Below are 22,745 nucleotides of genomic sequence, written 5' to 3'. Positions count from 1 at the left end.
GGCCGCCTCTCTAGACGCACCAACCAAGTCCTTTTCGTGGTCTTCAATACCCGGACGTTAACGGGGAATCATTGCGCGAGGCTGGTGTGCAATAGCCCGCTTCCACCTCTCGTGGCACGCCGCTTACGCATCGCACAGGGCCCTCGCACGGCACGGCGCCCTGACCGAAAGTTGATCGAGCCGGTCTGGCAAAGCCGGTGCCGAGAAAATAGCTGCGATATCGGCACTTTTCAGCAGCCTCTGCGTGTGATACGGTACCGTATCAACATCGCTTTGAACTGTGCCTGGCACGCAAACGGAGGCTGGCATGAGAGAGTTCGCGCGCGCGGGGTTTTTCGCTCTGGCGGGGTCGCTTCTGTTGACCGGACATGCGATTGCCCAGCCCGCTGCCAATGTTGGCTGCACGGCATCGCCATCCGCTGCCGGTACGCAGACCTGGCGCTGCGATAACGGCATCACCATCGTTGCGGAAAACGGCGCCAGATTTGAACTTAAGGACGCCAACCGCGACGGACATATAGACTCGGTGGAGTTGAGCAGCAAAGCGCTGCTGGTCGAGATGCCCAGGAAGCCCGGCGGCAATCCCTTCAAGGTGCTGACGCCGCAAGCGATCGCCGCGGTGCGCGGCACGAAATGGGCGGTCGATGTCGCAGAGGCCAAGACCTCCGTCTTCGTGGCTGACGGTCGTGTCGGCGTGAGCCGCAGGAGCGGCGGGCGCGGCGTGGTACTAGGCCGCGGCGAAGGCGTCGACGTGGAAGCGACAGGCCCGTTGACGGTGAAGACATGGGGTCAGCCGCGCGTCGACGCGTTGATGACAAGACTAGGTCAATAGACTAGGCCGATAAGTTCGGGTCACCGTGGCTCGGCCAACAGCATTTGGACGATAGAGAGAATTGCAACACGACCACATGAGTAGCCGACGCGTTCAGATCCTCGTGGCACTCGTCCTCACCGCGCTGTGGGGCGCGAGCATCTATGCCGGCCATGCCAACGGTCATCTGCGCTTTCTCGATCGCCTCGAGGCGACGCTGACGGATTGGCGGACGCAGGTCCGCGGCGTGCGGGTTCCGCCCGATCTCGTCACCATCGTCGCGATCGACGACACCGTCGTGAAGCGCGGCGGCAGCTATCCGCTGCCGCGCGCCGATCTCGCCCGCGTCGTGGACACCATCGTGCAGTTCAAGCCGAAGGTCGTCGCGATCGACCTGCTGCTGGTCGACCGCAGCGCTGCGATCGGCGACGCTACGCTGGCAAATACGCTGGCTACGGGTCCCATCGTCCTTGCCGCCGCAGCGATTTTCCCGTCCGCCAGCGAGACCGTGGAGACCAGCGGCCAAGGCCCCCTCGCCGCCCTGCCGCAGGCCGAGCGCTTCCTGCTGCCTCTGCCGGCGTTCGCCGATCATGCCGAGGTCGGCGTCGTCAACGTTGCGACCGGACAATCGGGCTCGCCGCTCTCGGTGCCGATGCTGTTCCGGACGAGCGACAAGGTCGAGCTGTCCTTTCCGTTGCGGGTCGCGGCGCGCGCGCTCGACAGGTCTCTGACGATCGCGCCGGACCATCTGATGCTCGGCGACCGCGCGGTGCCGACCGATACCGATTTCGCGCTGCCGATCACCTATTACGGCCCGCGCCGGACCATCCGCACCGTCAGCGCACAGAGCATCTTCGACGGCACGTTAAGTCGCGCGGCGATCGAGAACCGGATCGTCGTGATCGGGGCCTCGGTCGCCGGCGGCGGTGATTTCTACCCAACGCCGTTCGATTCCCTGATGCCCGGCGTCGAAGTGGTCTCCACCGCGATCACCCATCTCGTCGCCGGCGACAGCATCGTGCGCGACCGCAAGGTCCACATCGCCGACGCGCTCATCGCGATCCTGTTGCCGATGCTGCTGGTAGGCCTGCTCGCCTGGCGGCGCAGCGCGCTTGGCATCGTCACCGCGGCCGCGGTGATGATCGCCTGGGCCGGCTTCAATCTGTTCGCGTTCACGCACGGCGCCTGGCTGAACGCCGCGACCACGCTCGCCGCAGCAGTGCCGCCGGTTGCGGTCTTTGCCGGCGTGCAATTGTGGGCGGGAGGCCGCCGCACGCAATATTTCGCAGCCAAGAGCCGGTCGCTCGCGCAATTCCAGGCGCCGGCCGTGCAGGAGTGGTTGGCGCGCGATCCGAATTTCCTGTCGACACCCGTCCGGCAGGACGCAGCAATGGTCTTCATCGATCTCTCCAGCTTCACGGCGTTGAGCGAGCGGATTGATCCAAGCGAGCTCCAGGACATTCTAAAGGCGTTTCACGCGCTGATCGAGAAGACCGCGATCGATTGCGGCGGCATGATCAGCGGCTTTCTCGGCGACGGCGCCATGATCCTGTTCGGCCTGCCCGGCGCAATGCCCGACGACGCCGCACGCGCGCTGAAATGCGCGATCGACCTGCACCGCGGCGTTGAACGCTGGATCGCATCGTTGCCGCCCGCGATCAGGAATCAGCTCGGCTTCAAGATCGGCGCGCATTTCGGCCCGATCGTCGCCTCCCGCCTCGGCGAAAGTCATCAGCACATCACGGCGACAGGCGACACCGTCAACGTGGCGAGCCGGTTGATGGAGGTCGCCGCCCAGAACGGCGCGCGGCTCGCGCTCAGCGATACGCTGCTGGATGCGGCCGACTTTCAGAGCGGTCCCGACGGCGTTCTGTCGGGCCCCCTGCTCACGCAGGTCCGCGGCCGCTCCGGCGTCGTGACCGTCTGGTTCTGGCGCGACCAGGACAGGCCGAACCAGGCCGCGACCAAGGCCGAGATGATCGACTGAACCTTCGTCGTCGTTCCGAGGAAGAGCTACCGCGCTTCCGGCGGTGGCGAGCGGTCCAGGACGTCGCCCTTGGCGCCTTCGAGCAGATCCATGCTGTAAGTCTCGATCACGAGCGGGCCGCGCTTGCGCTGCAATTGCGCGACCTGCGTCACCTTCCCAAAGAGGTCGTGGACGGCGGGATGGCCGTCAGAGCGCAGCTCGTCGACATAGATCAGCTTGCCCGCAAGCAGCTTTGGATCCGGCTCGGGCATGTTGGCCCAGCGGATGCGCTGGTTCTGCTGCGCCACGCAGCTGCCGCGCGGCAGATAGAAGGCGAGCCAGCCTGTCGTGCCGTAGTCCGGCGCAAGCACGCAGGTCGCGCCATTGCGGACGCGCACCGCTTCGATTTCGGCAGCGAGCTCGCGCCAGCCGACGCCGACGCTGCGCACGGTCGCATCGCGGCGATAGCCGGACAGCCAGCCAGTATTGGCCTGCACGATCAGCGCGGCAAACATCACGATGCCGGTGGGTGCGGCCCAGCGCAGGCAGAAATCCGCGAGGCGCCGCTGGCGCGGCTTCCACTGCACGAGATTGGCGGCGGCGGCCGCGGCGACGACGAAAGGCGGATAGACCGGCGCGAACCAGTTGGCCTCGACGCGGGCATGCAGCGAATGCCAGACGAAATAGGCGACGATGGTCCAGAACATCGTCTCGATCAGCACGCGCGAGGCCAGCGCGCCGGCCCGGCGCCAGGTCAGCGCGTGCAGCCCCATCGCGCCGAGGATGAACACCAGCGGGGTTGCGAACGCGATCTGGGTCGGGATCAGTTCGGCAATGAAGACCGGACGAAAATCCTCGATCCTGGCGCGCCCGAGCTGCTTGGCGAACGAGACCCATTGATGATCGGCATTCCAGAGGATCACCGGCGAGAACAGCGCGAGCGCAACGAAACCGCCGAGATACGGCCAGGGCGAGAGAAACCAGTGCCGCAGTTTCGGCACGGCCGCGATCCAGATCAGGATCGCCAGCCCGAAGAACATAGCGGTGTATTTCGACAGGAGCGCCGCGCCGACGGCTGCGCCGACCGCGAGCCACCAGACGCCGCGGCCGCTCTCCAGCACCTTGGCGAGAAAGAACAGCACGAAGCTGGAGGCAACCAGAAGCGGCGCATCGGGCGTGACGATCAGCGTGCCGACCGAGGCCAGCAGCGTCACGTTGAGCAGGATGGCGCTGGTCGCCGCTACCCGCGCACCGCCGAACAGGATCGCAGCGGAGCGATAGATCGCGTAACTCATCGGCAGCGCGAGCAGGATCGAGACCAGGCGGACGCCGAGTTCGGTGTCGCCGGCGATGAGGGTGCCGGCGCGGATGACGTAGGCAACCATCGGCGGGTGGTCGTAATATCCCCCGGCGAGGTTCTGCGACCACATCCAGTAATAGGCTTCGTCGAAGGTGATCGGCGTGACGGCGGCCGCGACGAGCCGCAAGCCGACCAGCGCAATGATTACCAACGCCGTATTGCGGACGATCCGCGCGTCAGTCCCGCCCATCGTGAGCTATTTCTTGCGCCAGACGAACAGTCCGGACATCGCGTAGTTCCACACCACGCCCATCAGCGCCCCGGCCGCACCGGCAAGCCACCAGATCGGCTCCTGGTCGTAGACCGAAAAGGCGACGCCGACATTGGCGAGCAGGCCGACGCTGCACACGATGTAGAACGCGATCAGCCCGCGCAGCAGTGCAAAGCCCTTCAGCCGCTGGTCGCGATAGGTGAGGAAGTTGTTGAGAACGAAATTGCTGGTCATCGCGACGATGGCGCCGGAGGCCTGCGCTTCCGCGAACGGCTCCTTGAACAGCTCGAGCGATATGAACAAGGTGGTGAGATGCACCACGAGGCCGATCCCGCCGACCATCGCGAACAGCAGGAAACGTAACGAGACAGCATCGTTGGTGAACTTCGCCAGCACCAGGCCGAGAAAATCCAGCGCGACCATCGAATCGAGCTTGCTTTCGCCGTGCTGGCGCTCGCCGAACGTGTAGGGAATTTCGATGGCGCGCAAGGTGCCGTTGGCGCTGGCGACGAGGTCGAGCAGGATCTTGAAGCCGTGCACGGAAAGTTTCGGCGCCAGCTGCTCGAAGCGGTCGCGGCGAACCATGAAGAAGCCGCTCATGGGATCGGCGATCTCGACCCGCAGCGCTTTCCTGGCGAGTTCCGTTGCCAGCGCGCTGGCGCCGGCGCGCTGCTTGTTGAAGCCTTCGCTCTTGTAGCCCTCGATGTAGCGGCTGCCGACCACGAGTTCGGCCTGCCCGCTCGCGAGCAGCGACAGCATCTTCGGCAGTTGCGTCTCGTCGTGCTGAAGATCGGCGTCGATCACGGCCGCATAGGGCGCGCTGGAAGCCAGGATGCCCTCGATGCAGGCCCCCGACAGGCCGCGGCGGCCAATACGGCGGACACAGCGCACGCGGCTGTCGCGCTGTGCCAGCGCGCGCACGACATCCCAGGTGCCATCAGGCGAATTATCGTCGACGAACACGACCTCCCAGGCGATGCCGGCCAGCACGGCCTCCAGCCGCCGGTACAGCACCGTGACATTGTCGCGCTCGTTGAAGGTCGGGACGACGACCGACAATTCCGGCGCCGGCGAAGCCGCCTGTGGGGTATCGGAGCCCGGTCTGATCGCTTGATTCATGACGGCAGCGTATATCCGCCGCGTCCTGTGCTGCCAAGAACTTGTGCTGCCAAGAACTTGTGCTGCCAAGAACTTGCGCTGGCAAGCCGGGGTTTCTCTGGGGGGCGGCCCAAAAGGGGCCCTAAAATGCCAACGACCCCGGAACGGCGGGCGGCGCGTACATCCGGCGCAGCCTGTGCTATTCCAAGGTCGTTCCAGCGCCGGAGTTTTCGCTCAACGTCGCCGTTAGAAGCTAAATAGGAACGACAAAGCCGCTTTGCAAGGAGCGAAAGAGGCCCTTTTTCATGCCCTTACTGGTTGGGGACTTCCTTGATCACCGGCCCTCGCGGCACGGGCGCGGCAGGGGCCGCCGGCGCCGTAATGGCGGCCGGATCGGCCTTCGCAGGCTTGGGCGGCTTGCCGTACTGGCCGATCGGCCCGAAGACGACGGCGACCGCAAGCACGATCGCCGCGACGATCGCGCCCAAAATGCCCCCCACCGACTCAGACGACATGGAAACCCATTCCTGTTCCAGATGCGCCCAGTGATACCATGGATGAGCGCGCTGCCGGAAGGGCTTGCCGGACGCACGGGTCGATGGGCTATTTCTGCGGCGGCTTGTGCTTGACGAAGGCCGTCACGATGTCCTTCTGCGCCGCCTCCACCGCTCTGTTCGCGGTCGCGAGATGAGCGCCGGCATCGATACCCGGATATTGCGTGGTGAGATAATCGAGCAGTGCCACCCGGTAGTATTGTCGCTCTGACGGACAGGCTCCGGCGACGGAGCGGCCAAAGTCCTGTTCCGACAGGCCCTGATTGCCGTCGCGCGAATATTCCCGCGCCAGGCAATGCCAATAATCGTCGCGGCCCTGCATGGCGAGCTTCTGCGCACCCTTGGCATCGTCATCGTCGGCCATGACTGAAGATATCATGGCAGCAGATGTCATCATGACGAGCGCCGCTCCCACCACCAGCATCCGCATCTTGTTCTCCTTTTTTCGCAGATCCCGTCGCGAGCTTAGACGGGACGTCGCAACTGGCCAATCACAACTGGTTTGATTAGGATGGAGGCCCTCCTCCCGCATCCGAGATCCTCCCGTGGCCAAAGCAAAAACCGCGTCTAAAAAATCCGGCAACATCTACATCGGCATCGGCGGCTGGACCTTCGAACCATGGCGTGGGGTGTTCTATCCGGAGAAGCTCACGCAAGCCAAGGAGCTGTCCTACGCCGCCTCGAAGCTGACCTCGATCGAGATCAACGGCACCTATTACGGCTCGCAGAAACCGGAGAGCTTTCGCAAATGGGCGAGCGAGGTGCCTGATGGCTTCGTGTTCTCGGTCAAGGGGCCGCGATTCGCCACCAACCGGCGCGTGCTGGCCGAGGCCGGCGATTCCATCAAGCGTTTCTATGATTCCGGCGTGCTGGAACTCGGCCATCATCTTGGGCCGGTGCTGTGGCAGTTCGCGCCGACCAAAAAATTCGACGGCGCCGATTTCGGCAAGTTCCTCGAGCTGTTGCCACGCAAGCTCGAGGGACGCGCGCTGCGCCATGTCATCGAGGTCCGTCACGACAGTTTCTGCACGCCGGATTTCGTCGCGCTGATCCGCGAATTCGAGACGCCTGTCGTGTTCGCCGAGCACGGCAAATATCCGGCGATTGCCGACGTCGCCGGCGATTTCGTCTATGCCCGGCTTCAGAAAGGCAATGACGAGATCAAGACCTGCTATCCGCCGAAGCAACTCGATGCCTGGGCCAGGCGTTTTCAGGACTGGGCCGAGGGAAGCGAACCCGACGACCTGCCGAAGGTCGACAAGTCCAAGCCGAAGAAGGAGCCGCGCGACGTGTTCGCCTATGTCATCCACGAAGGCAAGGTGCGCGCGCCGGCCGGCGCCATGGAACTGATCGCGCGGGTGAGCTGAGGTGTTTCGCTAAAGGTCTGTCATGGCAAAGCTGAAAAAACTTTTCACCATCGGCTATGAGCAGACGCCGCCGAAGGCCGTACTGGACGAGCTGGAGCAATCCGGAGTCAAGCTGGTCGTCGATGTGCGCGCGGTGACGTCGTCGCGCCGGCCCGGCTTTTCCAAGAAGCAGTTGTCCGCGGGCCTCGACGAACGCGGCATCGCCTATGTCCACCTCGCCGCGCTCGGAACGCCGAAGGAAGGCCGCCTCGCCGCCCGCAGCGGGCAATACGATGTGCTGGAGAAGATTTTCTCAAAGCACCTGAAGACGCCGGAGGCCCGGGAGCAGATGGACGAGCTCTCCGCGTTGGTGAAGAAAGCAGGTCCGGTCTGTCTGCTTTGCTATGAACGCGATCACACCCACTGCCATCGCCAGATGATCGCTGAGATCATCGAGGAGCGTAACGGCGTGACGGTGAAGAATTTGGCGGGACGGCAGATCTAACCTCCGCCCGTCATTCCGGGGCGCGCCTCTTGGCGCGAGCCCGGAATCCATCGGGCCGCAGAGTTGGTGGATGAATGGATTCCGGGCTCGCGCCACGCGCGCCCCGGAATGACCATTACCCCTCCCCCGCGAGCCTGAACGTTCCTTCCATCATCTGCACGCAGCACCCGCCGACATGGGCTGAGACGATCTTGCCGTCCTGCTTGCGCACGCGCGTCAGCAGGAGGCTCGGCCGACCCATGTCAAAGCCCTGGCCGACCGTGAGCTTCAATTCGCCATCTCGCGTGGCATCGAGCTCGGCAAACAGCGCGGCGGCTGCAACCGTGGCGCTGCCGGTGGCGGGATCCTCGGTGAGGCCGCTGGCGCCGCGCATGAACATGCGCGCCTGCCGTTCGCACGGCGCCTCCGCCGCGGGCACGTCGCGTGTATAGAACCACACCGAGCGGGCGTCGTCGCGCGGCAAGACCCTGCCGAACGCGGCCGCGTCGGGCCTGGCCCGTTTCAGCGCATCGCGCGAATGCACCTCCGCCACCAGGAACGGCGTTCCGACGCCGACGACCTGCGGCGCGTGGTGATCGATCCTGATGTCATCAGCGGTCAAGGAGATGCAGGCCGCAACGTCAGCGGCGGAAACCTGCGCCAATCGCGACAGCGGCTGCGGCGCGGTGAGTTCGGTGCTGATGACCCTTCCCTGCTCCCGAAAAATATCGACCGGCACCACCCCCGCCTTCTCCTCGAACAAAAGGCGCGGCTTCGGCTCTTTCGCGAGGCTCGCCAGCACGAAGGAGGTGCCGATATTGGGATGGCCGGCGAACGGCATTTCCCTCACCGGTGTGAAGATGCGCACCTCGGCGTCGTTGCCCCTGTCGCGCGGCGGCAGCACGAAGGTGGTCTCCGAATAGTTGAACTCGGTCGCGATCGCCTGCATCTGCTGTGTGGAGAGCCCGCCGGCATCGAGCACCACGGCGAGCTGGTTGCCGCCGAAGGCGCGGTCGGTGAACACGTCGATGGTGATGTAGCGGCGCTGCATCTTTCGCTTCCTCTTCACGCAAGCGCAGCCGCGGTCGGCTGCATCGCCGGCACTCTACAAGCCGGCGACATCGCCCGTCATGCCCCAAAATAGAGTGCAATCGGAGCAATCGCGGAAGACGGATCAAAAGCGGCAGAGCGAACGTGGCGATGCTAGCACTTGCGCGCGTTCACTCTGATCGACGATCAGCCCATCGATAAATCGCAGGTTCTTCGCGTAGCTTTGCGCCTTCTCGAACTGCGTGTGCGGCCAGTCGCTGCCCCAGAGCAGTCGATCAAGGCCGTACGCGTTGCGCAGCAGCGGGTAGGCCGTCTTCGCAAAATCTTCGCCGGCCGCGCCGTTGCGATACGGCGCCGAATCTACTCGGCTACCTCCAGCGCGAGATCCCGCGGAGTCCGCCATCAGCGTTCGCAACGCCGGGCTGGCGGACTTCACCGGCCCGGCTTCGTCTCTGCAGCGAGTTAGTACGCGGACGCCGTATTGGGGAGGCAAGGCGGCTGCGTGTAAGGCGCAGAGGCATACGCGCCTGCTGCGGGAGCCCTGACGCAGTCGGTCGCCACGTGAGTTGCGGCGCGGCGCGGCACGCTGTCCCGCGCCGATGCGGCCTGGCTTTGGGTGACAGCAGCGGCGATCAGGGCGGCTGCAACAGGGATCGATCGAGTCATTGGCTTTCTCCGGGTGACAAAGGGAAGCTGAGATTTTCGGCTTCCACCGTGCAAGACCCAAAAGCTACCAAGGATATTTCATCACGCGCCTTCAACGAAACGCGAGCCGCTTCAACGAAACGCGACTCACAAGTGAAGGCGCAGGAGGCGGCCCTCACCCCAGTTGAAACACCGCCACCTTCTGCTCGTAGCCGCGCACCTCGACCTCGCCGAGCGAGACCGCATCGTCGCCGTCGGCGCCCAGCGCGTCGCGGACAGACGCGGAGATCAGGAGCTGCGAGCCGAACTCCTTGTTGAGCGCCTCTAGCCGTGAGGCGAAGTTCACGGTGTCGCCGATCACAGTGTACTCCTTGCGCCGGGGCGAGCCGATATTGCCGGCGACGACCTCGCCGAAATGGATGCCGATGCCGATCTTGAGGGGCCAGCTCGTCTGCGCGTTGATGCGCTCCATCGCGGTCAGCATCTCGCGGCCCGCGGCGACTGCGCGATGCGCGGCGTCGGAGGCCTCGAGCGGCGCACCGAACAGGGCGAGAAAGCCGTCGCCCAGAAACTTGTTCACGATGCCACCCTCGCGGTCGAGAATGTCGACCAGCACGGCGAAGGCGCCGTCGAGCCGGTCGACCACCTCCTGGGGAGTACGCGACTGCGCGCCGGCGGTGAAGCCGCGGAAGTCGACGAACATCACGGCGACTCGGCGGAGGTCGCCGGCGGCACCCGTCCCCTCCGTCATCAGCCGCTCCACAACCTGCGGCGAGACGTGCTGGCCGAACAGGTTGGTCACCCGGTCGCGCGCAGTGGCTGCCGCAATGCTCGCCGCAAATTGCCGCCGCAATCGCGCGCCGACGGCGCCCGCCAGCACGCCGCAAATCAGGATGATGGTGCTGCGGACCGCGTGAAAGTAGATCAGGGGTTCACCGGACTCGCTGACCGAGTTGTAATACAGCGCGACAGCCAGGAGTTCGGCTGCGGCCACAAATCCCGTGAAGGTGGACAGCCAGAAATCAAGCCGCAGCGTCGAAAGAATGATGAAGATGAAATAGGCCAGTGGCAGCACGAACCCGAGCGCCTGGCTCGCGCCCATGCTGTGAATCTGCAGGATCAGGATGATCGTTGGCAGCGACGTTTCGATTGTTGCGCCGATATAGCGCCTTATCACCGGAAGGTCGCGATCGAGCTTGAGGTATCGCCTGATCTGGCTGTGGACCCAGACTTCGAAGAGGACGAAGCCTGCCAAGAGACCGTATTCGCGGACCAGGCCCTCCGTCCCGCGCCAGACCCGGTTCACGATGGCGGGGTCGATCAGATAGGTTGCGGTGAGAAACAGGATCATGACGCAGCCCGTGATGATCAACGCCCTCACCCGCAACAGCTCGGTCCGCAGCACCTCCCGCGTCAGCTCGCGCTCGAAGTCTTCGGACATCACGGCATGCTGCCGGGCCTTCCTGCTCGCAAAGCTGACCATTCCGCCCCCTTGATTCCAGGGGCATCTTGCCTCAATCCAGCGTGCGGCGGAAGCGCGTCACGGCGATGGTCATGGCGAGCAGCATCAGCACCGCCAGCGCCAACGCGTCGAAACGCAAATTTTGCATGCTCGCGCCCTTCAGCATGATGGCGCGGACGATGCGCAAATAATGCGTCAGCGGCAGGCACTCACCGACATATTGCGCCCAGGCCGGCATCCCGGCAAACGGGAACATGAAGCCGGACAGCAAGATGCTCGGCAGGAAGAACATCATCGACATCTGCATCGCCTGGAGCTGGTTCTGCACCAGCGTCGAGATCGTATACCCGATCGCCAGATTGGTCGTGATGAACAGCGTCGAAAGCAGCGCCAGCAGGAACAGATTGCCGAGCACGGGCACGCCGAACAGGCCGACGCCGATGCCGATGATGAGGAACGCCTGCACGAACCCGACCAGCACGTAGGGAATGATCTTGCCGAACATCACCTCGACCGGCCTGATCGGCATCGACAGCAGAGCCTCCATGGTACCGCGCTCGACTTCCCGCGTGACCGAAAGCGCGGTGAAGATCAGCATGGTCATGGTGAGGATGGTACCGACCAAGCCCGGCACGATGTTGAGGCTCGACGCGGCGGCGGGGTTGTAGCGGGCGTGCGCGCGGATCTCGAACGGCATCTCCGGGGGATCTCCGATGTAGAGATCGTGCTTGAGCGCGGTCTGCACGACCATGCCGAGCGAGCCGATCGCCGCGCTCGCCGCCACTGGATCGGTGGCGTCGGCCGCGACCAGCAGCGCCGGCTTATCGCCGCGCCGCACCGCCCGCTCGAAGCCGCGCGGGATCTCGACCCCGAACAGAACCTTGCCGGATTTCAGGAGATTATCGAAATCCTCGACGTCGTGGACTTCATAGAGGAAGCGGAAATAGGCGGTGTTCTCCAGCGCCTTCAGGATCGAGCGTGCGAGATCGGAATCCTCCTGAAGCAGCACCGCGCTCGGCAGATTGTGCGGCGTGGTGTTGATGGCGTAGCCGAACAAGAGCAGCTGCATCACCGGCAGCATCACGATCATCGCAAATGACACACGGTCCCGCTTGAGCTGGATGAACTCCTTGATCAGCATCGCATAGGAGCGCCTCCAGAAGCCGAAGCGCTCCCGGATCGCGTGCTGGGGTTCGTGACGATCGACCGCGCTCATTGGAAATTGTCCTTGGAACGACTCATCAATTCGATGAACACGTCTTCCAGTGACGGCGATGATTTGTGCCAGTGCAGTCCGCTTTTTTCGCGCCACGGCGCGATGCTGGCTTCGAGCGCGGCGACGTCGCGGCCGGAGACGTGCAGCGACGTGCCGAACGGCGCCACCATGTCGATTCCCGGCTTGCCGGTGAGCGCAGCCGTGAGCTCGTTCAGGTCCTCGCCCGTCACGGTGTAGGTCGTCAGCGCGGATTTCGCGATCACCTCGTCCACGGTGCCGTGCACGAGCAGATGGCCATAGGCGATATAAGCGATCTCGTGACAGCGCTCGGCCTCGTCCATGTAGTGGGTCGAGACCAGCACGGTGAGACCGTCGGCCGCGAGTGCATGAATCTCGTTCCAGAAATCGCGCCGCGCTTTTGGATCGACGCCGGCGGTCGGCTCGTCAAGCAGCAGCAGCTTCGGACTGGGCAATGTGCAGGCACCTAGCGCCAGCCGCTGCTTCCAGCCGCCGGAGAGTTCGCCGGCGAGCTGTTCCTCGCGCCCCGAGAGCCCGATCCGCTTGATCATGTCGCGCGCGGCGCCGCGTGCATCGCGAAGGCCGTACAGCCGCGCGACGAATTCGAGGTTTTCGCGGACAGAGAGATCCTGATAGAGGCTGAACCGCTGGGTCATGTAGCCGACCTGGCGCTTGATCTTTTCGGCATCGCGCCTGATGTCGTAGCCGAGGCAGGTGCCCTCGCCGCTGTCGGGCGTGAGCAGGCCGCAGAGGATGCGGATGGTCGTCGTTTTGCCCGAGCCGTTCGGGCCGAGGAAGCCGTAGATCGAACCGCGCTTCACCTGCATCGACAAATCGTGCACGACCTCGCGGCCGCCGAACGACTTGGTCAGGCCCTTGACGTCGATCGCGATGCCATTGCCGCCGTTCATCGCTTGTCCGCCACCGGAGTCTTTGGATTGAGATGGACGTCGATGGGTTGTCCGACACGCAGCGCATCGGGGCGCGATGGCCGCGCCTGGATCAGATAGACGAGCTTGTTGCGCTCCTCGAGGCTGTAGATGACGGGCGGTGTGTATTCGGCCGAAGTTGCGATGAAATAGATCTTCGCGGTGAGATCGGCGGCGCAATTGTCGCATGCGATCCGCACGGTATCGCCGATCGCAAGCTTCGGCAGCTCGGTCTCCGGCACGAAGAAGCGCAGCTTCATGTTGCCGGGCGGCATGATCGAGAGCACCGGCCGCTGCGCCGCCACCATCTCGCCTTCGCGAAAATAGATCTGCTGGATGGTGCCGGCCACGGGCGCAAAGCCCTTGCGCCGCGCCATCCGCGTCTCCGAGGTCGCCACCCGCGCCTCAGCAACGCGCAGGGCGGAGACGGCCGAGTCGAGATTGGCTTGCGTGCCCGAGCCGGTTTTGCTCAGCGAGGCCGCGCGGTCATAGGTCTGCTGCGCATTGGCAAGTGTCGCCTTGTTCTGGTTGAGATCGGCAAGCTGGAGATCGTCGTCGACGGAATAGAGGTGATCGCCGACCTTGACCTCGTCGCCCTCGCGGACGTTGAGCTTGATCACGCGGCCCGCCTCGTCCGGACTGACGAAGATCATGTCGGCCTCGACCCAGCCCTGGAAGCCGGGCTCACGCTTGTCCTTGCACCCGGCAAGCCCGGTCGCGAGGACCAGAACCGCGATCGAACAGAGGCGCGGCAAAAACTGGATCGCGCTTGGCGGCAGCCACGGTCGTCGATCCCTCACCCTGAGGAGCCGCGAAGCGGCGTCTCGAAGGGCGAAGGGCCAAAGCCGGGCCTTCATCCTTCGGGACGCGCATGCCGCGCTCCTCAGGATGAGGTGAGGGATGTTTTGGGACGACCTCATGTCGTGCTCCGTTCGCCAAAAATCAAATCGAGATGGACGCGCAGCATGTCCTGCGCGTCGAGCGGCGCGTGCCGTGCAAACAGGCTCTGCCAGATCACCGCGATCATCGCGGGGGCGACCAGGATCTGCGGGTAATGCGCCAGGTTCTTCTGGCGGATCTCGCCGCGGGCGATGCCGAGCTCGATCAGGGAGCGCATGGCGGCGATGCCGCGAGAAACCACCTCGCGGTAGTAGAAATCGGCCACGGAGGGAAACCGCGGCCCCTCGGCCACGATCAGACGCACGAGGTCGCCGCGTCTGGTGCCGATCACCTCCTTCAGGAAGTTGCTGGCAAACGTCTCGACGAGATCGCGCACCGAGCCCGCGGGCGGCGGCAATGCCGTCAACCGCGTCACGACAGGCACGATCACCGTCCGCACCAGCTCCTCGAACATCGATTCCTTGTCCTTGAAGTGCAGGTAGATGGTGCCCTTGGCGACACCCGCGCGCTTGGCGATGTCGTCGAGCCGCGTGGCGGCAAAGCCGCGCGCGATGAATTCCTCCATCGCGGCGTCCACGATCGCCGCACGCCGTTCCGCCGCACGCGTGGCGCGGCTCGACGCGGGCACCGCATCGTTGCCAGCGTGCGCAGAGTCCTTTGCGTTGGCGCGAACTGCGGGCGGCGTGGCGGCTTTGGTGGGCTTTCTGGCCATCTACACGATATGACTGACCGGTCAGTCATAGTCAAGACAACACGGCAGACCCAATCTGACCAACAAATTAGTCTTGACTAATTCATTAGCATGCACTAATCTAACACTCATGATTGAAGCCGCCCCAAATCCCATGACCACCGTGATGCGCGCCCTTGCCGATCCGACCCGCCGCGCCGTGTTCGAGCGCGTGTTCGAGAGCAAGGAGATCAGCGTCGCCGAGCTCACGCGGGGAAGCGGCGTGACGCAAGGCGCGATCTCGCAACATTTGAAGTCCCTCAAGCAGGCCGGCCTCGTCGCCGAGCGTGCCGAGGGCCGCAACGTCTATTACCGTGCCGCGCCGCAAGGCCTCGAACCGCTGGTCTCCTGGATGGACCATTACGGCGTGTTCTGGCGCGAGCGCTTCCAGAACCTGCGTGACCTCTTGAAGGAGATCGATCCGTGAGTGCTGCCGAATTGAAAGCCGAAATAAAGGACATCGTCATCGACGAGGTGCTCCCACACGCGCCGGAGACGATCTGGAAGGCGCTGACCAGCGCCCAACTGATCGCGCGCTGGCTGATGCCGCCGAGCGGTTTCGAGGCTGTCGAAGGCAACACCTTCACCTATCAGACCACGCCGGGCGGCGCCTGGGATGGCGTCATCCATTGCCGCGTCCTTGAAGTCATGCCGAACCGGCGCCTCGTCTACGCCTGGAAGGGCGGGAATGAGCGCAACACCGGCTACGGTGCGCCGCTCGACACTGTCGTGACGTGGTCCCTCACCCCGGTCGAGGCCGGCACGCGGATCCGCCTGGTCCATGCGGGCTTCGTCATACCCAGGAACGAATCCGCCTACACGGGCATGAGCGGCGGCTGGAAGAAGGTCGTCCGCCAGCTCGACGAGATCAGCGGCGAAGACAGGTAAGGAGTTATCGCAATGACCAAACCGTTTACCGGCGGCTGCGCCTGCGGCGCAATCCGCTATTCGATCGCCAGTGAGCCCCTGTTCAGCAATCACTGCCAATGCCGGGACTGCCAGCGCGAAAGCGGCAGCGGCCACGGCTCGTACATGACGTTCGCGCGCGCCGGCGTCACCGTGACGGGCGAAGCGAAGCATTGGGACATGGTTGGCGACAGCGGCAATTTGAAGACGCGCGGTTTCTGCGCCCAGTGCGGCTTGCCTGTTTACCTGACCTTCGCGGCCATGCCCGACATCTTCACCATCCGCGCCGCAAGCCTCGACGAACCCGCCCGCTACGAGCCGCAAGTGGTGACTTATGCCGCGCGCGGACATGCCTGGGATCGCCTCGATCCCGACCTGCCGAAGTTCGCAGGCATGCCGCTGGGGGGATAGCTGCCGCGCAAACGGTGCGCTCCCTCCCCCCGCTTGCGGGGGAGGGTTGGGGAGAGGGTGCCACCGCAACGGGACAATCCCCAAGCGGAGAGAGCCCTCACCCGCGCCTTTGGCGCGACCTCTCCCGCAAGCGGGAGAGGTGAAACAACAAGCACCCGCCTCAACTATGAAACCTCAGCCCATCGACGATCTTGTCGATCACCTTGCGCTCGGCGCGCACGGCGAGACCGACGAGGTTGAGATCGGTCCGCGCCACCGCCCTCACCGCTTCGCGGTTGGCAGCATCGTGCGTGGTCTTAAACATGTCCTCGGTATAGACCGCCGGCTTGACGCTGCGCGTCAGCGCCCGATCGAGCGCACGCGTCAATGCGGGACCGTCGGCGCCATAGATCAGGATCGGCTGACCGATCAGCGCGTGATATTTCGTACCCGACGCGTCCTCATAGGGCTCGCCGATGCATTCCGGAAAGGCCGCGGCAATGCCGCTGGTAAGGAAGGCCGCGACGTTGAGCTTCTGCCAGGCCTGAAGATCGGTGCGGATCACGACGGCGATCTTGGTATCGAACTGCATGCAACTCCTCGACTGTCATTCCGGATTCGACGCTACGCAACATCGGAATGACGGCAACAGGAATCAACCCTTCGCGTCGCAGGCCCAGGCGCGGATCACGCATTCCTTGCCGCCGTATTTGTAGCATTCGCGCGTGGCGGCATTGAGCGTGGCCGAGATCTTCGGCTTGACGGCATAGCCATAGGCGCCGCAGGGATTGGAAAGATCGACCGACATCGCGGCGCAGGCGCGCTTCATCGTCACGGTCGTGCAATCGCCCTTGCACTGCTTCTGCGCCGCCGCACGCGCATCGTGCTCGGCGCCATAATCAAAGGCCTGGCCATAGGCGCCGCACTTGCCGACCGCAAATGCTCCGGCGGCGTGCGCATCCGTGATATGGCGAGCGCCCGCGACGCAGACGGACAGCGCAAAGAAAAACATCGCGCAACGGCGCGCGACGACGTTCGAAGCCATGAAAAACCCCTCCCCCCAAGGCAGGCGAAGGCGACTCTAAGCGTCGGTCGTTTCCACTTGGTGAACGCGTGGTTGAAAAGCCGCGCCGGAATAGCGGCATGAATATGCACTTTATAGTTGTATTTTTCAATCGCGTTATTTAAGGTCGTGAAGCTCAGAGAGCCGGAGGAAGCGACCATGCGCCACATCAATGCAATGCTGTTCGGAATGCTCGCGTCGGCCTGTCTCGTCGGACCCTTGCCCGCATATGCGCAGTCGGTGAACTGGACCTGGACCAACCAGTATGGCTCGACCCTGGCCATCACCAACGTCAACACGACGACAGGTGCCATCACGGGGACCTATACCAACAATGCTGCGAACAGCTGCGACGAAGGCAAGCCGCAAGGCGTGACGGGTTGGCTGGCCTACGGTAGCACTGGCACCGCGATCAGTTTCTCGGTGAACTTCCTTGGCTGCGGATCGACCACCGTGTGGACCGGACAATTGAACAATTCATCGGGATTCCAGGGATTGTGGTATCTGTCCATCGCAGAAGCCGTCGCGTGGAACGGCATCAGCGCGGGCGCCGACACGTTTACGTTCAACACCGGCGACAAGACCCTGTTGACGAAGAGCGGTGTCGAGCTGAAGGCCGGGGTCGAGAAGCTATCGAATACGAAGAAGTAGGCGAGCCGCGGACATCGGCGCTGTGCGCCTTTGCCCACTTCTACGGCAGCGTCAGCCCCGCCGTGCCGCTTCCAATGCCTGCGGCGTGTCGATGTCGAGAAAGGCGCTCTCGCCGTCGACCGGCACTTCGGCGACCGCCTCGGTGTGCTTCGCGATCAGGTGACGCGCGCCGACATCGCCGTCGAGCGTCATCAACTCCTTGAAGAAGCGGCGCGACCACAGCACGGGATTGCCGCGGCGGCCTTCGCTGACGGGCACGACGATGAGATTGCCGCGGTCCGGTGCGAACGCGTCGATGAGACGGTCGATCAGACCGGCATCGATCAGCGGCATGTCGCCGAGGCACACCACAGCGCCGTCGGACGTCTCGGGCACGGCCACAATGCCGGCCTTGACCGAGCTTGCGATGCCGCCAGCAAAATCCGGATTTTTGACGAAACGCACCTTCAGACCCTGCAAGGCTTGCTCGATCAGCTCGGTCTGATGGCCGGTGACGACGATCACCTCGGACGCCTTGGAGGCTAGCGCCTGCTCGGTCGCGATTCGCACCAGCTTCTTGCCGTCGAGCTCGGCCAGTAGCTTGTTCGGCCCACCCATCCGGGTCGAACGGCCAGCTGCGAGCACGATGACCGCGACTTGGTTGTTGCCCTCGATCTCCGGTTTTGCGCGCGGCTGCGGGCGCGTGACGATCTCCATCAGGAGGCCGCCGACGCCCATGCCCATCAGCTCGGACCGCGTCACCTTGATGCCGGCCAGCAGCCGCATCAGTACCCAATCGAACCCGTTCTCGACCGGCGAGCGCGCGCAGCCGGGCGCGCCCAGCACTGGCACGGTGCCGGCCCGGGCAATCAGCAGCAGATTGCCGGGATCGACCGGCATGCCGAAATGCTCGATCTCGCCGCCGATGCCGGTCACGGCCGCAGGGATCACGTCGCGGCGGTCGGCGATCGCAGATGCCCCGAACACGATCACGAGCTCGGCGCCAAGTCCCAGTAATTCCTTGATCGCAGCCGAAAGCGCCTGCTCCTCATGCGGGACCCGCCGCTCGGCGATGATGCCGGCGCCGGCCGGCGCCAGCCGCTCGGCGGTGACGCGCAACGTCTTGTCGATCACCTTGGAGGACAGGCCGGGCAGCAGCGTCGAGACCACGCCGACACGCTTGATGACGTAAGGCGCGATCTTCAGAACGTCGCGACCCGCGGCCTTTACCGCGGCATCACGCAAGTTTCCTTCGACGCCGAACGGGATGATCTTGACGGTGCCGACCATCTCGCCCTCGACCACCGGCTTGAAGGCCGAGAGCGTGGCAAAGGTAATGGCCTCGTCGATATTGTTGATGCGATCCACCGCGGCGCGATCGATCACCAGCACGCCGGGGCGCGCGGCGAACAGATTGGCACGACCGGTGAAGGCCCGCTCGACATGAATGCCGTCGCCACCGACGGCGAGCGCGATGCTGGCAGCCGCGATGTCCTCGGAGACATCGCCCTCCTCCATCCGCACCACCACGACGTCCTTGATGCCGGCGCGCTCCAGCGCCTCGACCTCGGTGGGCCCGATCGTCGTGCCCTTCTTCAGCACCAGCGGTCCCTGGCGCAGGGTGTGGACGGTCACCCCGCCGATCGCATCCCTGGGGCTCGCCGGGCCGAACTTCATGCGGCTTCTTCTTTTTCCTTGGGCGGCAGGCGAAGCACCGCCGTGATCTCGGCCATGATCGACACCGCGATCTCGGATGGCGAGACCGCGCCGATCGCAAGCCCGATCGGCGCGTGGATGCGCGCGATGTCAGCCTCCTTGGCGCCCTGCGCCCGCAGCCGGTCGCCGCGCTTGGCATGCGTCTTCCGCGAGCCGAGTGCGCCGATATAGAAGCAGTTGCGCTCGAAGGCGTGCAGCAGCGCGGGGTCGTCGATCTTGGGATCGTGCGTCACCGCGACGAAGGCCGTGTAGGCATCGACGTTGAGCGGCGGCAGCGCCGTGTCGGGCCATTCCGCGACCAGTGGAACGTCGGGGAAGCGCTCGGGGCTCGCAAAGGCCGTGCGCGGATCGACCACGGTGACGTCGTAGCCGAGCGAGCGCGCCAGCGGTGCCAGGGCCTGGCTGATATGGACGGCGCCGACGATGACGAGCTTGGCGGTCGGGGCATAGACGTTGAGGAAGAGCTTCTTGCCGCCGGCTTCGACACTGGCGCTCTTGCCCATGCGAAGCTGCTTGTCGAGCTCGGCGCGCAGGGGATCCTTACTGAAGTCCTCGGCCTTCACCAGGCGTTGCTCGCCGCTCTCGGTGTCGGTCACCAGGATCACCGGGCGGCGCGCGGCGCGTTCGGCATTGAGTTCGTGCAGGATTGCGATCTTCACGGCTAGCCGACCTTCTCGACGAAGACGCGGATGGTGCCGCCGCAGGACAGCCCGACATTCCAGGCAGTCTCGTCGGCAACGCCAAACTCCAGCATCCTGGGCTTGCCGCTCTGGATCACATCCATGGCCTCGGTGACCACGGCGCCCTCGACGCAGCCGCCGGAGACGGACCCCAGGAACGTGCCCTCGTCATTGATGACGAGGCTCGAGCCCGCCGGACGCGGTGCCGAGCCCCAGGTCTCCACCACGGTGGCGAGCGCGACGCCACGGCCGGCCTTCTGCCAGTCCTCCGCCGCCTTCAGAATATCCTCGTCGCGATCGAGCATGGCTACCTCTCAGGCTGCGGAGCGGATCAGGCTGCGGTGATGCGGCGGCAGCGGCCCGGAGAGCGTGATGATCAGCTCCTGGATCGAGCTCAAATTATGTACCGGACGGAATTCGTCAACGTGCGGGAGCATCATTTTGATGCCCTGCGCCTTGGCCTCGAAGCCGCCGAACCGCAGCAGCGGGTTGAGCCAGATCAGCCGCCGGCAGGAGCGGTGCAGCCGGTCCATCTCGAAGGCCAGCTTGGAATCGGCCTCCCGCTCGAGCCCGTCGGAGATCAGCAGCACGATGGCGCCCTGGCTCAGCACGCGCCGGGCCCACAATTTGTTGAAATTGTGCAGGGACGCCGAGATCCGGGTGCCGCCGGCCCAGTCCTCGACGGAGGCCGAGCAGCTCGCCAGCGCCTCGTCGGGGTCGCGCTGGCGCAGCGCCCGGGTCACGTTGGTGAGGCGAGTGCCGAACAGGAACACCGAGACACGTTTTCGCGCGTCCCCTATGGCATGCAGGAAATGCAGGAACAGTCGGGTGTACTCGCTCATCGAGCCCGAGATGTCGAGCAGCGCCACGATCGGCGCCGGTTTCTCGATCCGCCCGAGGCGATGGATGTCGATGATGTCGCCGCCAGTGCGCAACGAGGCACGCAGCGTGCGGCGGAGATCGAGGCGCAGGCCGCGGGGATCGGGCCGGTGCCGACGCGTCAGAAGCTCGGCCTGCGGCAACCGCATTCGCTCGACGGCGCGGAGCGCTTCGGTGATCTCGGCCGCGCTCATCTGCGCAAAATCCTTTTTCTGAAGGATTTCCTTGTCCGAAACCGACAGGCGCAAATCCTGCTCCTGGTGCTGTGGCGTCTCCGTCATGCGCGGCTGCGACATCGCTTCCTGCACACGGCGCGAGCCTGCCTGCGGCTTCTTCTTGGCCTGCTCCGGCAACGGCACCGAATCCAGCATGTGCTTCCACTCTTCCGAGGCGCGGAAGAATAGGTTGAAGGCCTGCTTGAAAATCAGCGCATGCTCGTGGCGCTTGACGAAGATCGCCTCAAGCGTGGTGAAGACGTCGGCGCGGTTGCCGATGTCGATCACCTCAAGCGCGCTCATGGCATCGATGACCGCACCCGGCCCGACCGGCATGCCGGCCGAACGCAGCGCGCGGGCGAAGCCCACGATGTTGTCGGCGAACTGCTCGGTCTGCTCAGGCGCCAGGTGATTGATGGCCATAGTCTGCTGTCTCTGCCGTCATTCCGGGGCACGCGAAGCGTGAACCCGGAATCCATTTATCCATAATCCCCGCCGCACAATGGATTCCGGGCTCGCGACTTCGTCGCACCCGGAATGACAAGTTAGTCGCTCGTCGCTTCCTTCAGCACCTTCTGCAAGGTGTCGCCCTGCATCCGCGTGATGTCGTCCTGGTATTTGAGCAGCGCGCCCAGCGTGTCGCCGACCACTTGCGGGGTCAGCGAGCGGGCGTCGAGCTCCGACAGTGCGGTGGCCCAGTCGATGGTCTCGGCGACGCCCGGCGATTTGTAGAAATCCTGATTGCGTAGTGCCTGGACGAAGCGCACGACCTGCTGCGACAATTTTGCGGAGATGCCCGGCACGCGCGACTTGACGATCGCGAGCTCGCGATCGGCGTCGGGATAATCGACCCAGTGATAGAGACAGCGCCGCTTCAGCGCGTCGTGGATCTCGCGGGTGCGGTTGGAGGTGATGATGACAATCGGCGGGCTCGGCGCCTTCACGGTGCCGAATTCGGGAATCGTCACCTGGAAGTCGCTGAGGATTTCGAGCAGATACGCCTCGAACGCCTCGTCGGCGCGGTCGAGCTCGTCGATCAGAAGGACCGGCGGCCCGGCGACGTCAGGCTCAAGCGCCTGGAGCAGCGGTCGCTTGATCATGTAGTGATCGGCGAAGATGTCGGACGACAATTGATCGCGATCGGTGTCGCCGGCGGCCTCGGCCATCCGGATCGCGATCATCTGCGCGGCGCTATTCCACTCGTAGACCGCCGAGGAGACGTCGAGGCCTTCGTAACACTGCAGGCGGATCAGCTTCCGCCCCAGTGCCGCCGACAGCACTTTTGCGATCTCGGTCTTGCCGACGCCGGCCTCGCCTTCCAGAAACAGCGGCCGACCCATGCGCAGCGACAGATAGGTCACCGTGGCCAGCGATCGCTCGGCGAGATAGCCGCGCGACGTCAGGAGTTCGAGCATCGAATCGACCGATGCCGGCAAGGCACCGGACGTGTTGGCCACTGAGGTCATGAAAAAGCCAGTCTCGCTAC

Annotated in this window: 26 protein-coding genes; 8 read left to right on the top strand and 18 right to left on the bottom strand. The window is 64.5% G+C overall.

The features are described 5' to 3' along the window. Positions 1 to 307: 307 nt before the first annotated feature. Both BRA1253DRAFT_RS35990 and BRA1253DRAFT_RS35985 read left to right on the top strand, forming a co-directional pair. Positions 308 to 832 carry a FecR domain-containing protein gene (locus BRA1253DRAFT_RS35990; protein ID WP_007602468.1) on the top strand — a complete coding sequence of 175 codons (525 nt, stop codon included), beginning with the start codon at positions 308 to 310 and terminating at the stop codon, positions 830 to 832. A gap of 76 nt (positions 833 to 908) precedes the next feature. Further along, complete coding sequence (locus BRA1253DRAFT_RS35985) at positions 909 to 2,798, top strand: CHASE2 domain-containing protein (protein ID WP_007602467.1); 1,890 nt, start codon at positions 909 to 911, stop codon at positions 2,796 to 2,798. A 26-nt stretch (positions 2,799 to 2,824) separates the two neighbouring features. Here BRA1253DRAFT_RS35985 and BRA1253DRAFT_RS35980 read toward each other — a convergent pair whose 3' ends face one another. From BRA1253DRAFT_RS35980 to BRA1253DRAFT_RS35965, 4 genes are all read right to left on the bottom strand, one after another. Beyond that, positions 2,825 to 4,327, bottom strand: coding sequence for a glycosyltransferase family 39 protein (locus BRA1253DRAFT_RS35980; protein WP_007602466.1), 1,503 nt, complete (start codon positions 4,325 to 4,327; stop codon positions 2,825 to 2,827). 6 nt (positions 4,328 to 4,333) lie between these two features. Then, positions 4,334 to 5,467 (bottom strand): glycosyltransferase family 2 protein, encoded by a 1,134-nt coding sequence (locus tag BRA1253DRAFT_RS35975; RefSeq protein ID WP_007602465.1) that lies wholly within the window; start codon positions 5,465 to 5,467, stop codon positions 4,334 to 4,336. 290 nt (positions 5,468 to 5,757) lie between these two features. Next, on the bottom strand, positions 5,758 to 5,961 hold the full coding sequence (locus BRA1253DRAFT_RS35970; RefSeq protein WP_007602463.1) for a hypothetical protein: 204 nt from the start codon (positions 5,959 to 5,961) through the stop codon (positions 5,758 to 5,760). Positions 5,962 to 6,049: 88 nt separating this feature from the next. Then, positions 6,050 to 6,430: a hypothetical protein gene (locus BRA1253DRAFT_RS35965; RefSeq protein WP_007602461.1), complete on the bottom strand. Its 381-nt coding sequence runs from the start codon at positions 6,428 to 6,430 to the stop codon at positions 6,050 to 6,052. A 115-nt stretch (positions 6,431 to 6,545) separates the two neighbouring features. Here BRA1253DRAFT_RS35965 and BRA1253DRAFT_RS35960 point away from each other — a divergent pair, with 115 nt between their 5' ends. Further along, positions 6,546 to 7,367 carry a DUF72 domain-containing protein gene (locus BRA1253DRAFT_RS35960; protein ID WP_007602458.1) on the top strand — a complete coding sequence of 274 codons (822 nt, stop codon included), beginning with the start codon at positions 6,546 to 6,548 and terminating at the stop codon, positions 7,365 to 7,367. A 22-nt stretch (positions 7,368 to 7,389) separates the two neighbouring features. Continuing rightward, positions 7,390 to 7,851 (top strand): DUF488 family protein, encoded by a 462-nt coding sequence (locus tag BRA1253DRAFT_RS35955; protein WP_007602457.1) that lies wholly within the window; start codon positions 7,390 to 7,392, stop codon positions 7,849 to 7,851. Between the two features lie 115 nt (positions 7,852 to 7,966). On the opposite strand, the gene BRA1253DRAFT_RS35950 is transcribed toward BRA1253DRAFT_RS35955, so the two are convergent. The 7 genes from BRA1253DRAFT_RS35950 to BRA1253DRAFT_RS35920 all read right to left on the bottom strand — a co-directional run bounded on the left by BRA1253DRAFT_RS35950 (position 7,967) and on the right by BRA1253DRAFT_RS35920 (position 14,762). Continuing rightward, positions 7,967 to 8,881 carry a PhzF family phenazine biosynthesis protein gene (locus tag BRA1253DRAFT_RS35950; RefSeq protein ID WP_007602456.1) on the bottom strand — a complete coding sequence of 305 codons (915 nt, stop codon included), beginning with the start codon at positions 8,879 to 8,881 and terminating at the stop codon, positions 7,967 to 7,969. 123 nt (positions 8,882 to 9,004) lie between these two features. After that, on the bottom strand, positions 9,005 to 9,316 hold the full coding sequence (locus BRA1253DRAFT_RS35945) for an amidohydrolase family protein (RefSeq protein ID WP_245286040.1): 312 nt from the start codon (positions 9,314 to 9,316) through the stop codon (positions 9,005 to 9,007). A gap of 384 nt (positions 9,317 to 9,700) precedes the next feature. Then, positions 9,701 to 11,008, bottom strand: coding sequence for an adenylate/guanylate cyclase domain-containing protein (locus tag BRA1253DRAFT_RS35940; RefSeq protein ID WP_007602452.1), 1,308 nt, complete (start codon positions 11,006 to 11,008; stop codon positions 9,701 to 9,703). A gap of 31 nt (positions 11,009 to 11,039) precedes the next feature. After that, positions 11,040 to 12,203 carry an ABC transporter permease gene (locus BRA1253DRAFT_RS35935; RefSeq protein ID WP_007602451.1) on the bottom strand — a complete coding sequence of 388 codons (1,164 nt, stop codon included), beginning with the start codon at positions 12,201 to 12,203 and terminating at the stop codon, positions 11,040 to 11,042. After that, positions 12,200 to 13,132, bottom strand: a complete 933-nt coding sequence (locus BRA1253DRAFT_RS35930) for an ABC transporter ATP-binding protein (RefSeq protein ID WP_007602449.1) — start codon at positions 13,130 to 13,132, stop codon at positions 12,200 to 12,202. The genes BRA1253DRAFT_RS35935 and BRA1253DRAFT_RS35930 overlap by 4 nt, the downstream gene beginning before the upstream one ends. Beyond that, entirely contained in the window at positions 13,129 to 14,070 is a 942-nt protein-coding gene (locus BRA1253DRAFT_RS35925) for an HlyD family secretion protein (RefSeq protein WP_007602447.1), read from the bottom strand. Before BRA1253DRAFT_RS35925 ends, BRA1253DRAFT_RS35930 begins: the two co-directional genes overlap by 4 nt. After that, positions 14,067 to 14,762: a TetR/AcrR family transcriptional regulator gene (locus BRA1253DRAFT_RS35920; RefSeq protein ID WP_007602445.1), complete on the bottom strand. Its 696-nt coding sequence runs from the start codon at positions 14,760 to 14,762 to the stop codon at positions 14,067 to 14,069. The genes BRA1253DRAFT_RS35925 and BRA1253DRAFT_RS35920 overlap by 4 nt, the downstream gene beginning before the upstream one ends. A gap of 109 nt (positions 14,763 to 14,871) precedes the next feature. Here BRA1253DRAFT_RS35920 and BRA1253DRAFT_RS35915 point away from each other — a divergent pair, with 109 nt between their 5' ends. The 3 genes from BRA1253DRAFT_RS35915 to BRA1253DRAFT_RS35905 are packed head-to-tail and all read left to right on the top strand — an operon-like array spanning position 14,872 to position 16,097. Next, positions 14,872 to 15,207 (top strand): helix-turn-helix transcriptional regulator, encoded by a 336-nt coding sequence (locus BRA1253DRAFT_RS35915; protein ID WP_007602444.1) that lies wholly within the window; start codon positions 14,872 to 14,874, stop codon positions 15,205 to 15,207. Then, positions 15,204 to 15,668, top strand: a complete 465-nt coding sequence (locus BRA1253DRAFT_RS35910) for an SRPBCC domain-containing protein (RefSeq protein WP_007602441.1) — start codon at positions 15,204 to 15,206, stop codon at positions 15,666 to 15,668. The genes BRA1253DRAFT_RS35915 and BRA1253DRAFT_RS35910 overlap by 4 nt, the downstream gene beginning before the upstream one ends. A gap of 12 nt (positions 15,669 to 15,680) precedes the next feature. Continuing rightward, positions 15,681 to 16,097: a GFA family protein gene (locus BRA1253DRAFT_RS35905; protein ID WP_007602439.1), complete on the top strand. Its 417-nt coding sequence runs from the start codon at positions 15,681 to 15,683 to the stop codon at positions 16,095 to 16,097. Positions 16,098 to 16,257: 160 nt separating this feature from the next. On the opposite strand, the gene BRA1253DRAFT_RS35900 is transcribed toward BRA1253DRAFT_RS35905, so the two are convergent. Both BRA1253DRAFT_RS35900 and BRA1253DRAFT_RS35895 read right to left on the bottom strand, forming a co-directional pair. Next, the gene (locus BRA1253DRAFT_RS35900; protein WP_007602437.1) at positions 16,258 to 16,668 is read right to left on the bottom strand and encodes a DUF2000 family protein; all 411 of its coding nucleotides are present in this window, start codon (positions 16,666 to 16,668) and stop codon (positions 16,258 to 16,260) included. A 63-nt stretch (positions 16,669 to 16,731) separates the two neighbouring features. Next, positions 16,732 to 17,121, bottom strand: a complete 390-nt coding sequence (locus BRA1253DRAFT_RS35895; RefSeq protein WP_007602435.1) for a DUF4189 domain-containing protein — start codon at positions 17,119 to 17,121, stop codon at positions 16,732 to 16,734. Positions 17,122 to 17,298: 177 nt separating this feature from the next. Here BRA1253DRAFT_RS35895 and BRA1253DRAFT_RS35890 point away from each other — a divergent pair, with 177 nt between their 5' ends. After that, positions 17,299 to 17,790 carry an avidin/streptavidin family protein gene (locus tag BRA1253DRAFT_RS35890; RefSeq protein ID WP_007602433.1) on the top strand — a complete coding sequence of 164 codons (492 nt, stop codon included), beginning with the start codon at positions 17,299 to 17,301 and terminating at the stop codon, positions 17,788 to 17,790. A gap of 51 nt (positions 17,791 to 17,841) precedes the next feature. Here the strand turns inward: BRA1253DRAFT_RS35890 and BRA1253DRAFT_RS35885 are convergent, their stop codons facing one another. The 5 genes from BRA1253DRAFT_RS35885 to BRA1253DRAFT_RS35865 form a co-directional block, all read right to left on the bottom strand. Then, entirely contained in the window at positions 17,842 to 19,446 is a 1,605-nt protein-coding gene (locus tag BRA1253DRAFT_RS35885; protein WP_007602431.1) for an NTP transferase domain-containing protein, read from the bottom strand. Continuing rightward, positions 19,443 to 20,144: an XdhC family protein gene (locus BRA1253DRAFT_RS35880; protein ID WP_007602429.1), complete on the bottom strand. Its 702-nt coding sequence runs from the start codon at positions 20,142 to 20,144 to the stop codon at positions 19,443 to 19,445. The genes BRA1253DRAFT_RS35885 and BRA1253DRAFT_RS35880 overlap by 4 nt, the downstream gene beginning before the upstream one ends. Positions 20,145 to 20,146: 2 nt before the next feature. Then, positions 20,147 to 20,470 (bottom strand): XdhC family protein, encoded by a 324-nt coding sequence (locus tag BRA1253DRAFT_RS35875; protein WP_007602422.1) that lies wholly within the window; start codon positions 20,468 to 20,470, stop codon positions 20,147 to 20,149. 9 nt (positions 20,471 to 20,479) lie between these two features. Then, the gene (locus tag BRA1253DRAFT_RS35870) at positions 20,480 to 21,682 is read right to left on the bottom strand and encodes a VWA domain-containing protein (RefSeq protein ID WP_007602421.1); all 1,203 of its coding nucleotides are present in this window, start codon (positions 21,680 to 21,682) and stop codon (positions 20,480 to 20,482) included. Between the two features lie 122 nt (positions 21,683 to 21,804). Then, on the bottom strand, positions 21,805 to 22,725 hold the full coding sequence (locus tag BRA1253DRAFT_RS35865) for a MoxR family ATPase (RefSeq protein ID WP_007602420.1): 921 nt from the start codon (positions 22,723 to 22,725) through the stop codon (positions 21,805 to 21,807). Positions 22,726 to 22,745 lie beyond the last annotated feature (20 nt).

Source organism: Bradyrhizobium sp. WSM1253 (assembly GCF_000244935.1).
Taxonomy (GTDB): Bacteria; Pseudomonadota; Alphaproteobacteria; order Rhizobiales; family Xanthobacteraceae; genus Bradyrhizobium; species Bradyrhizobium canariense.
The sequence above is the reverse complement of the archived record's forward strand: the minus strand, read 5'-3'. Positions and strand labels throughout refer to the sequence as shown.

Coding starts and splice junctions, on each gene's coding strand:
- BRA1253DRAFT_RS35990 (WP_007602468.1), top strand. CDS start 308: ATGAGAGAGTTCGCGCGCGCGGGGTTTTTCGCTCTGGCGGGGTCGCTT.
- BRA1253DRAFT_RS35985 (WP_007602467.1), top strand. CDS start 909: ATGAGTAGCCGACGCGTTCAGATCCTCGTGGCACTCGTCCTCACCGCG.
- BRA1253DRAFT_RS35980 (WP_007602466.1), bottom strand. CDS start 4,327: ATGGGCGGGACTGACGCGCGGATCGTCCGCAATACGGCGTTGGTAATC.
- BRA1253DRAFT_RS35975 (WP_007602465.1), bottom strand. CDS start 5,467: ATGAATCAAGCGATCAGACCGGGCTCCGATACCCCACAGGCGGCTTCG.
- BRA1253DRAFT_RS35970 (WP_007602463.1), bottom strand. CDS start 5,961: ATGTCGTCTGAGTCGGTGGGGGGCATTTTGGGCGCGATCGTCGCGGCG.
- BRA1253DRAFT_RS35965 (WP_007602461.1), bottom strand. CDS start 6,430: ATGCGGATGCTGGTGGTGGGAGCGGCGCTCGTCATGATGACATCTGCT.
- BRA1253DRAFT_RS35955 (WP_007602457.1), top strand. CDS start 7,390: ATGGCAAAGCTGAAAAAACTTTTCACCATCGGCTATGAGCAGACGCCG.
- BRA1253DRAFT_RS35950 (WP_007602456.1), bottom strand. CDS start 8,881: ATGCAGCGCCGCTACATCACCATCGACGTGTTCACCGACCGCGCCTTC.
- BRA1253DRAFT_RS35940 (WP_007602452.1), bottom strand. CDS start 11,008: ATGGTCAGCTTTGCGAGCAGGAAGGCCCGGCAGCATGCCGTGATGTCC.
- BRA1253DRAFT_RS35935 (WP_007602451.1), bottom strand. CDS start 12,203: ATGAGCGCGGTCGATCGTCACGAACCCCAGCACGCGATCCGGGAGCGC.
- BRA1253DRAFT_RS35930 (WP_007602449.1), bottom strand. CDS start 13,132: ATGAACGGCGGCAATGGCATCGCGATCGACGTCAAGGGCCTGACCAAG.
- BRA1253DRAFT_RS35925 (WP_007602447.1), bottom strand. CDS start 14,070: ATGAGGTCGTCCCAAAACATCCCTCACCTCATCCTGAGGAGCGCGGCA.
- BRA1253DRAFT_RS35920 (WP_007602445.1), bottom strand. CDS start 14,762: ATGGCCAGAAAGCCCACCAAAGCCGCCACGCCGCCCGCAGTTCGCGCC.
- BRA1253DRAFT_RS35915 (WP_007602444.1), top strand. CDS start 14,872: ATGATTGAAGCCGCCCCAAATCCCATGACCACCGTGATGCGCGCCCTT.
- BRA1253DRAFT_RS35905 (WP_007602439.1), top strand. CDS start 15,681: ATGACCAAACCGTTTACCGGCGGCTGCGCCTGCGGCGCAATCCGCTAT.
- BRA1253DRAFT_RS35900 (WP_007602437.1), bottom strand. CDS start 16,668: ATGCAGTTCGATACCAAGATCGCCGTCGTGATCCGCACCGATCTTCAG.
- BRA1253DRAFT_RS35895 (WP_007602435.1), bottom strand. CDS start 17,121: ATGGCTTCGAACGTCGTCGCGCGCCGTTGCGCGATGTTTTTCTTTGCG.
- BRA1253DRAFT_RS35890 (WP_007602433.1), top strand. CDS start 17,299: ATGCGCCACATCAATGCAATGCTGTTCGGAATGCTCGCGTCGGCCTGT.
- BRA1253DRAFT_RS35885 (WP_007602431.1), bottom strand. CDS start 19,446: ATGAAGTTCGGCCCGGCGAGCCCCAGGGATGCGATCGGCGGGGTGACC.
- BRA1253DRAFT_RS35875 (WP_007602422.1), bottom strand. CDS start 20,470: ATGCTCGATCGCGACGAGGATATTCTGAAGGCGGCGGAGGACTGGCAG.
- BRA1253DRAFT_RS35870 (WP_007602421.1), bottom strand. CDS start 21,682: ATGGCCATCAATCACCTGGCGCCTGAGCAGACCGAGCAGTTCGCCGAC.
- BRA1253DRAFT_RS35865 (WP_007602420.1), bottom strand. CDS start 22,725: ATGACCTCAGTGGCCAACACGTCCGGTGCCTTGCCGGCATCGGTCGAT.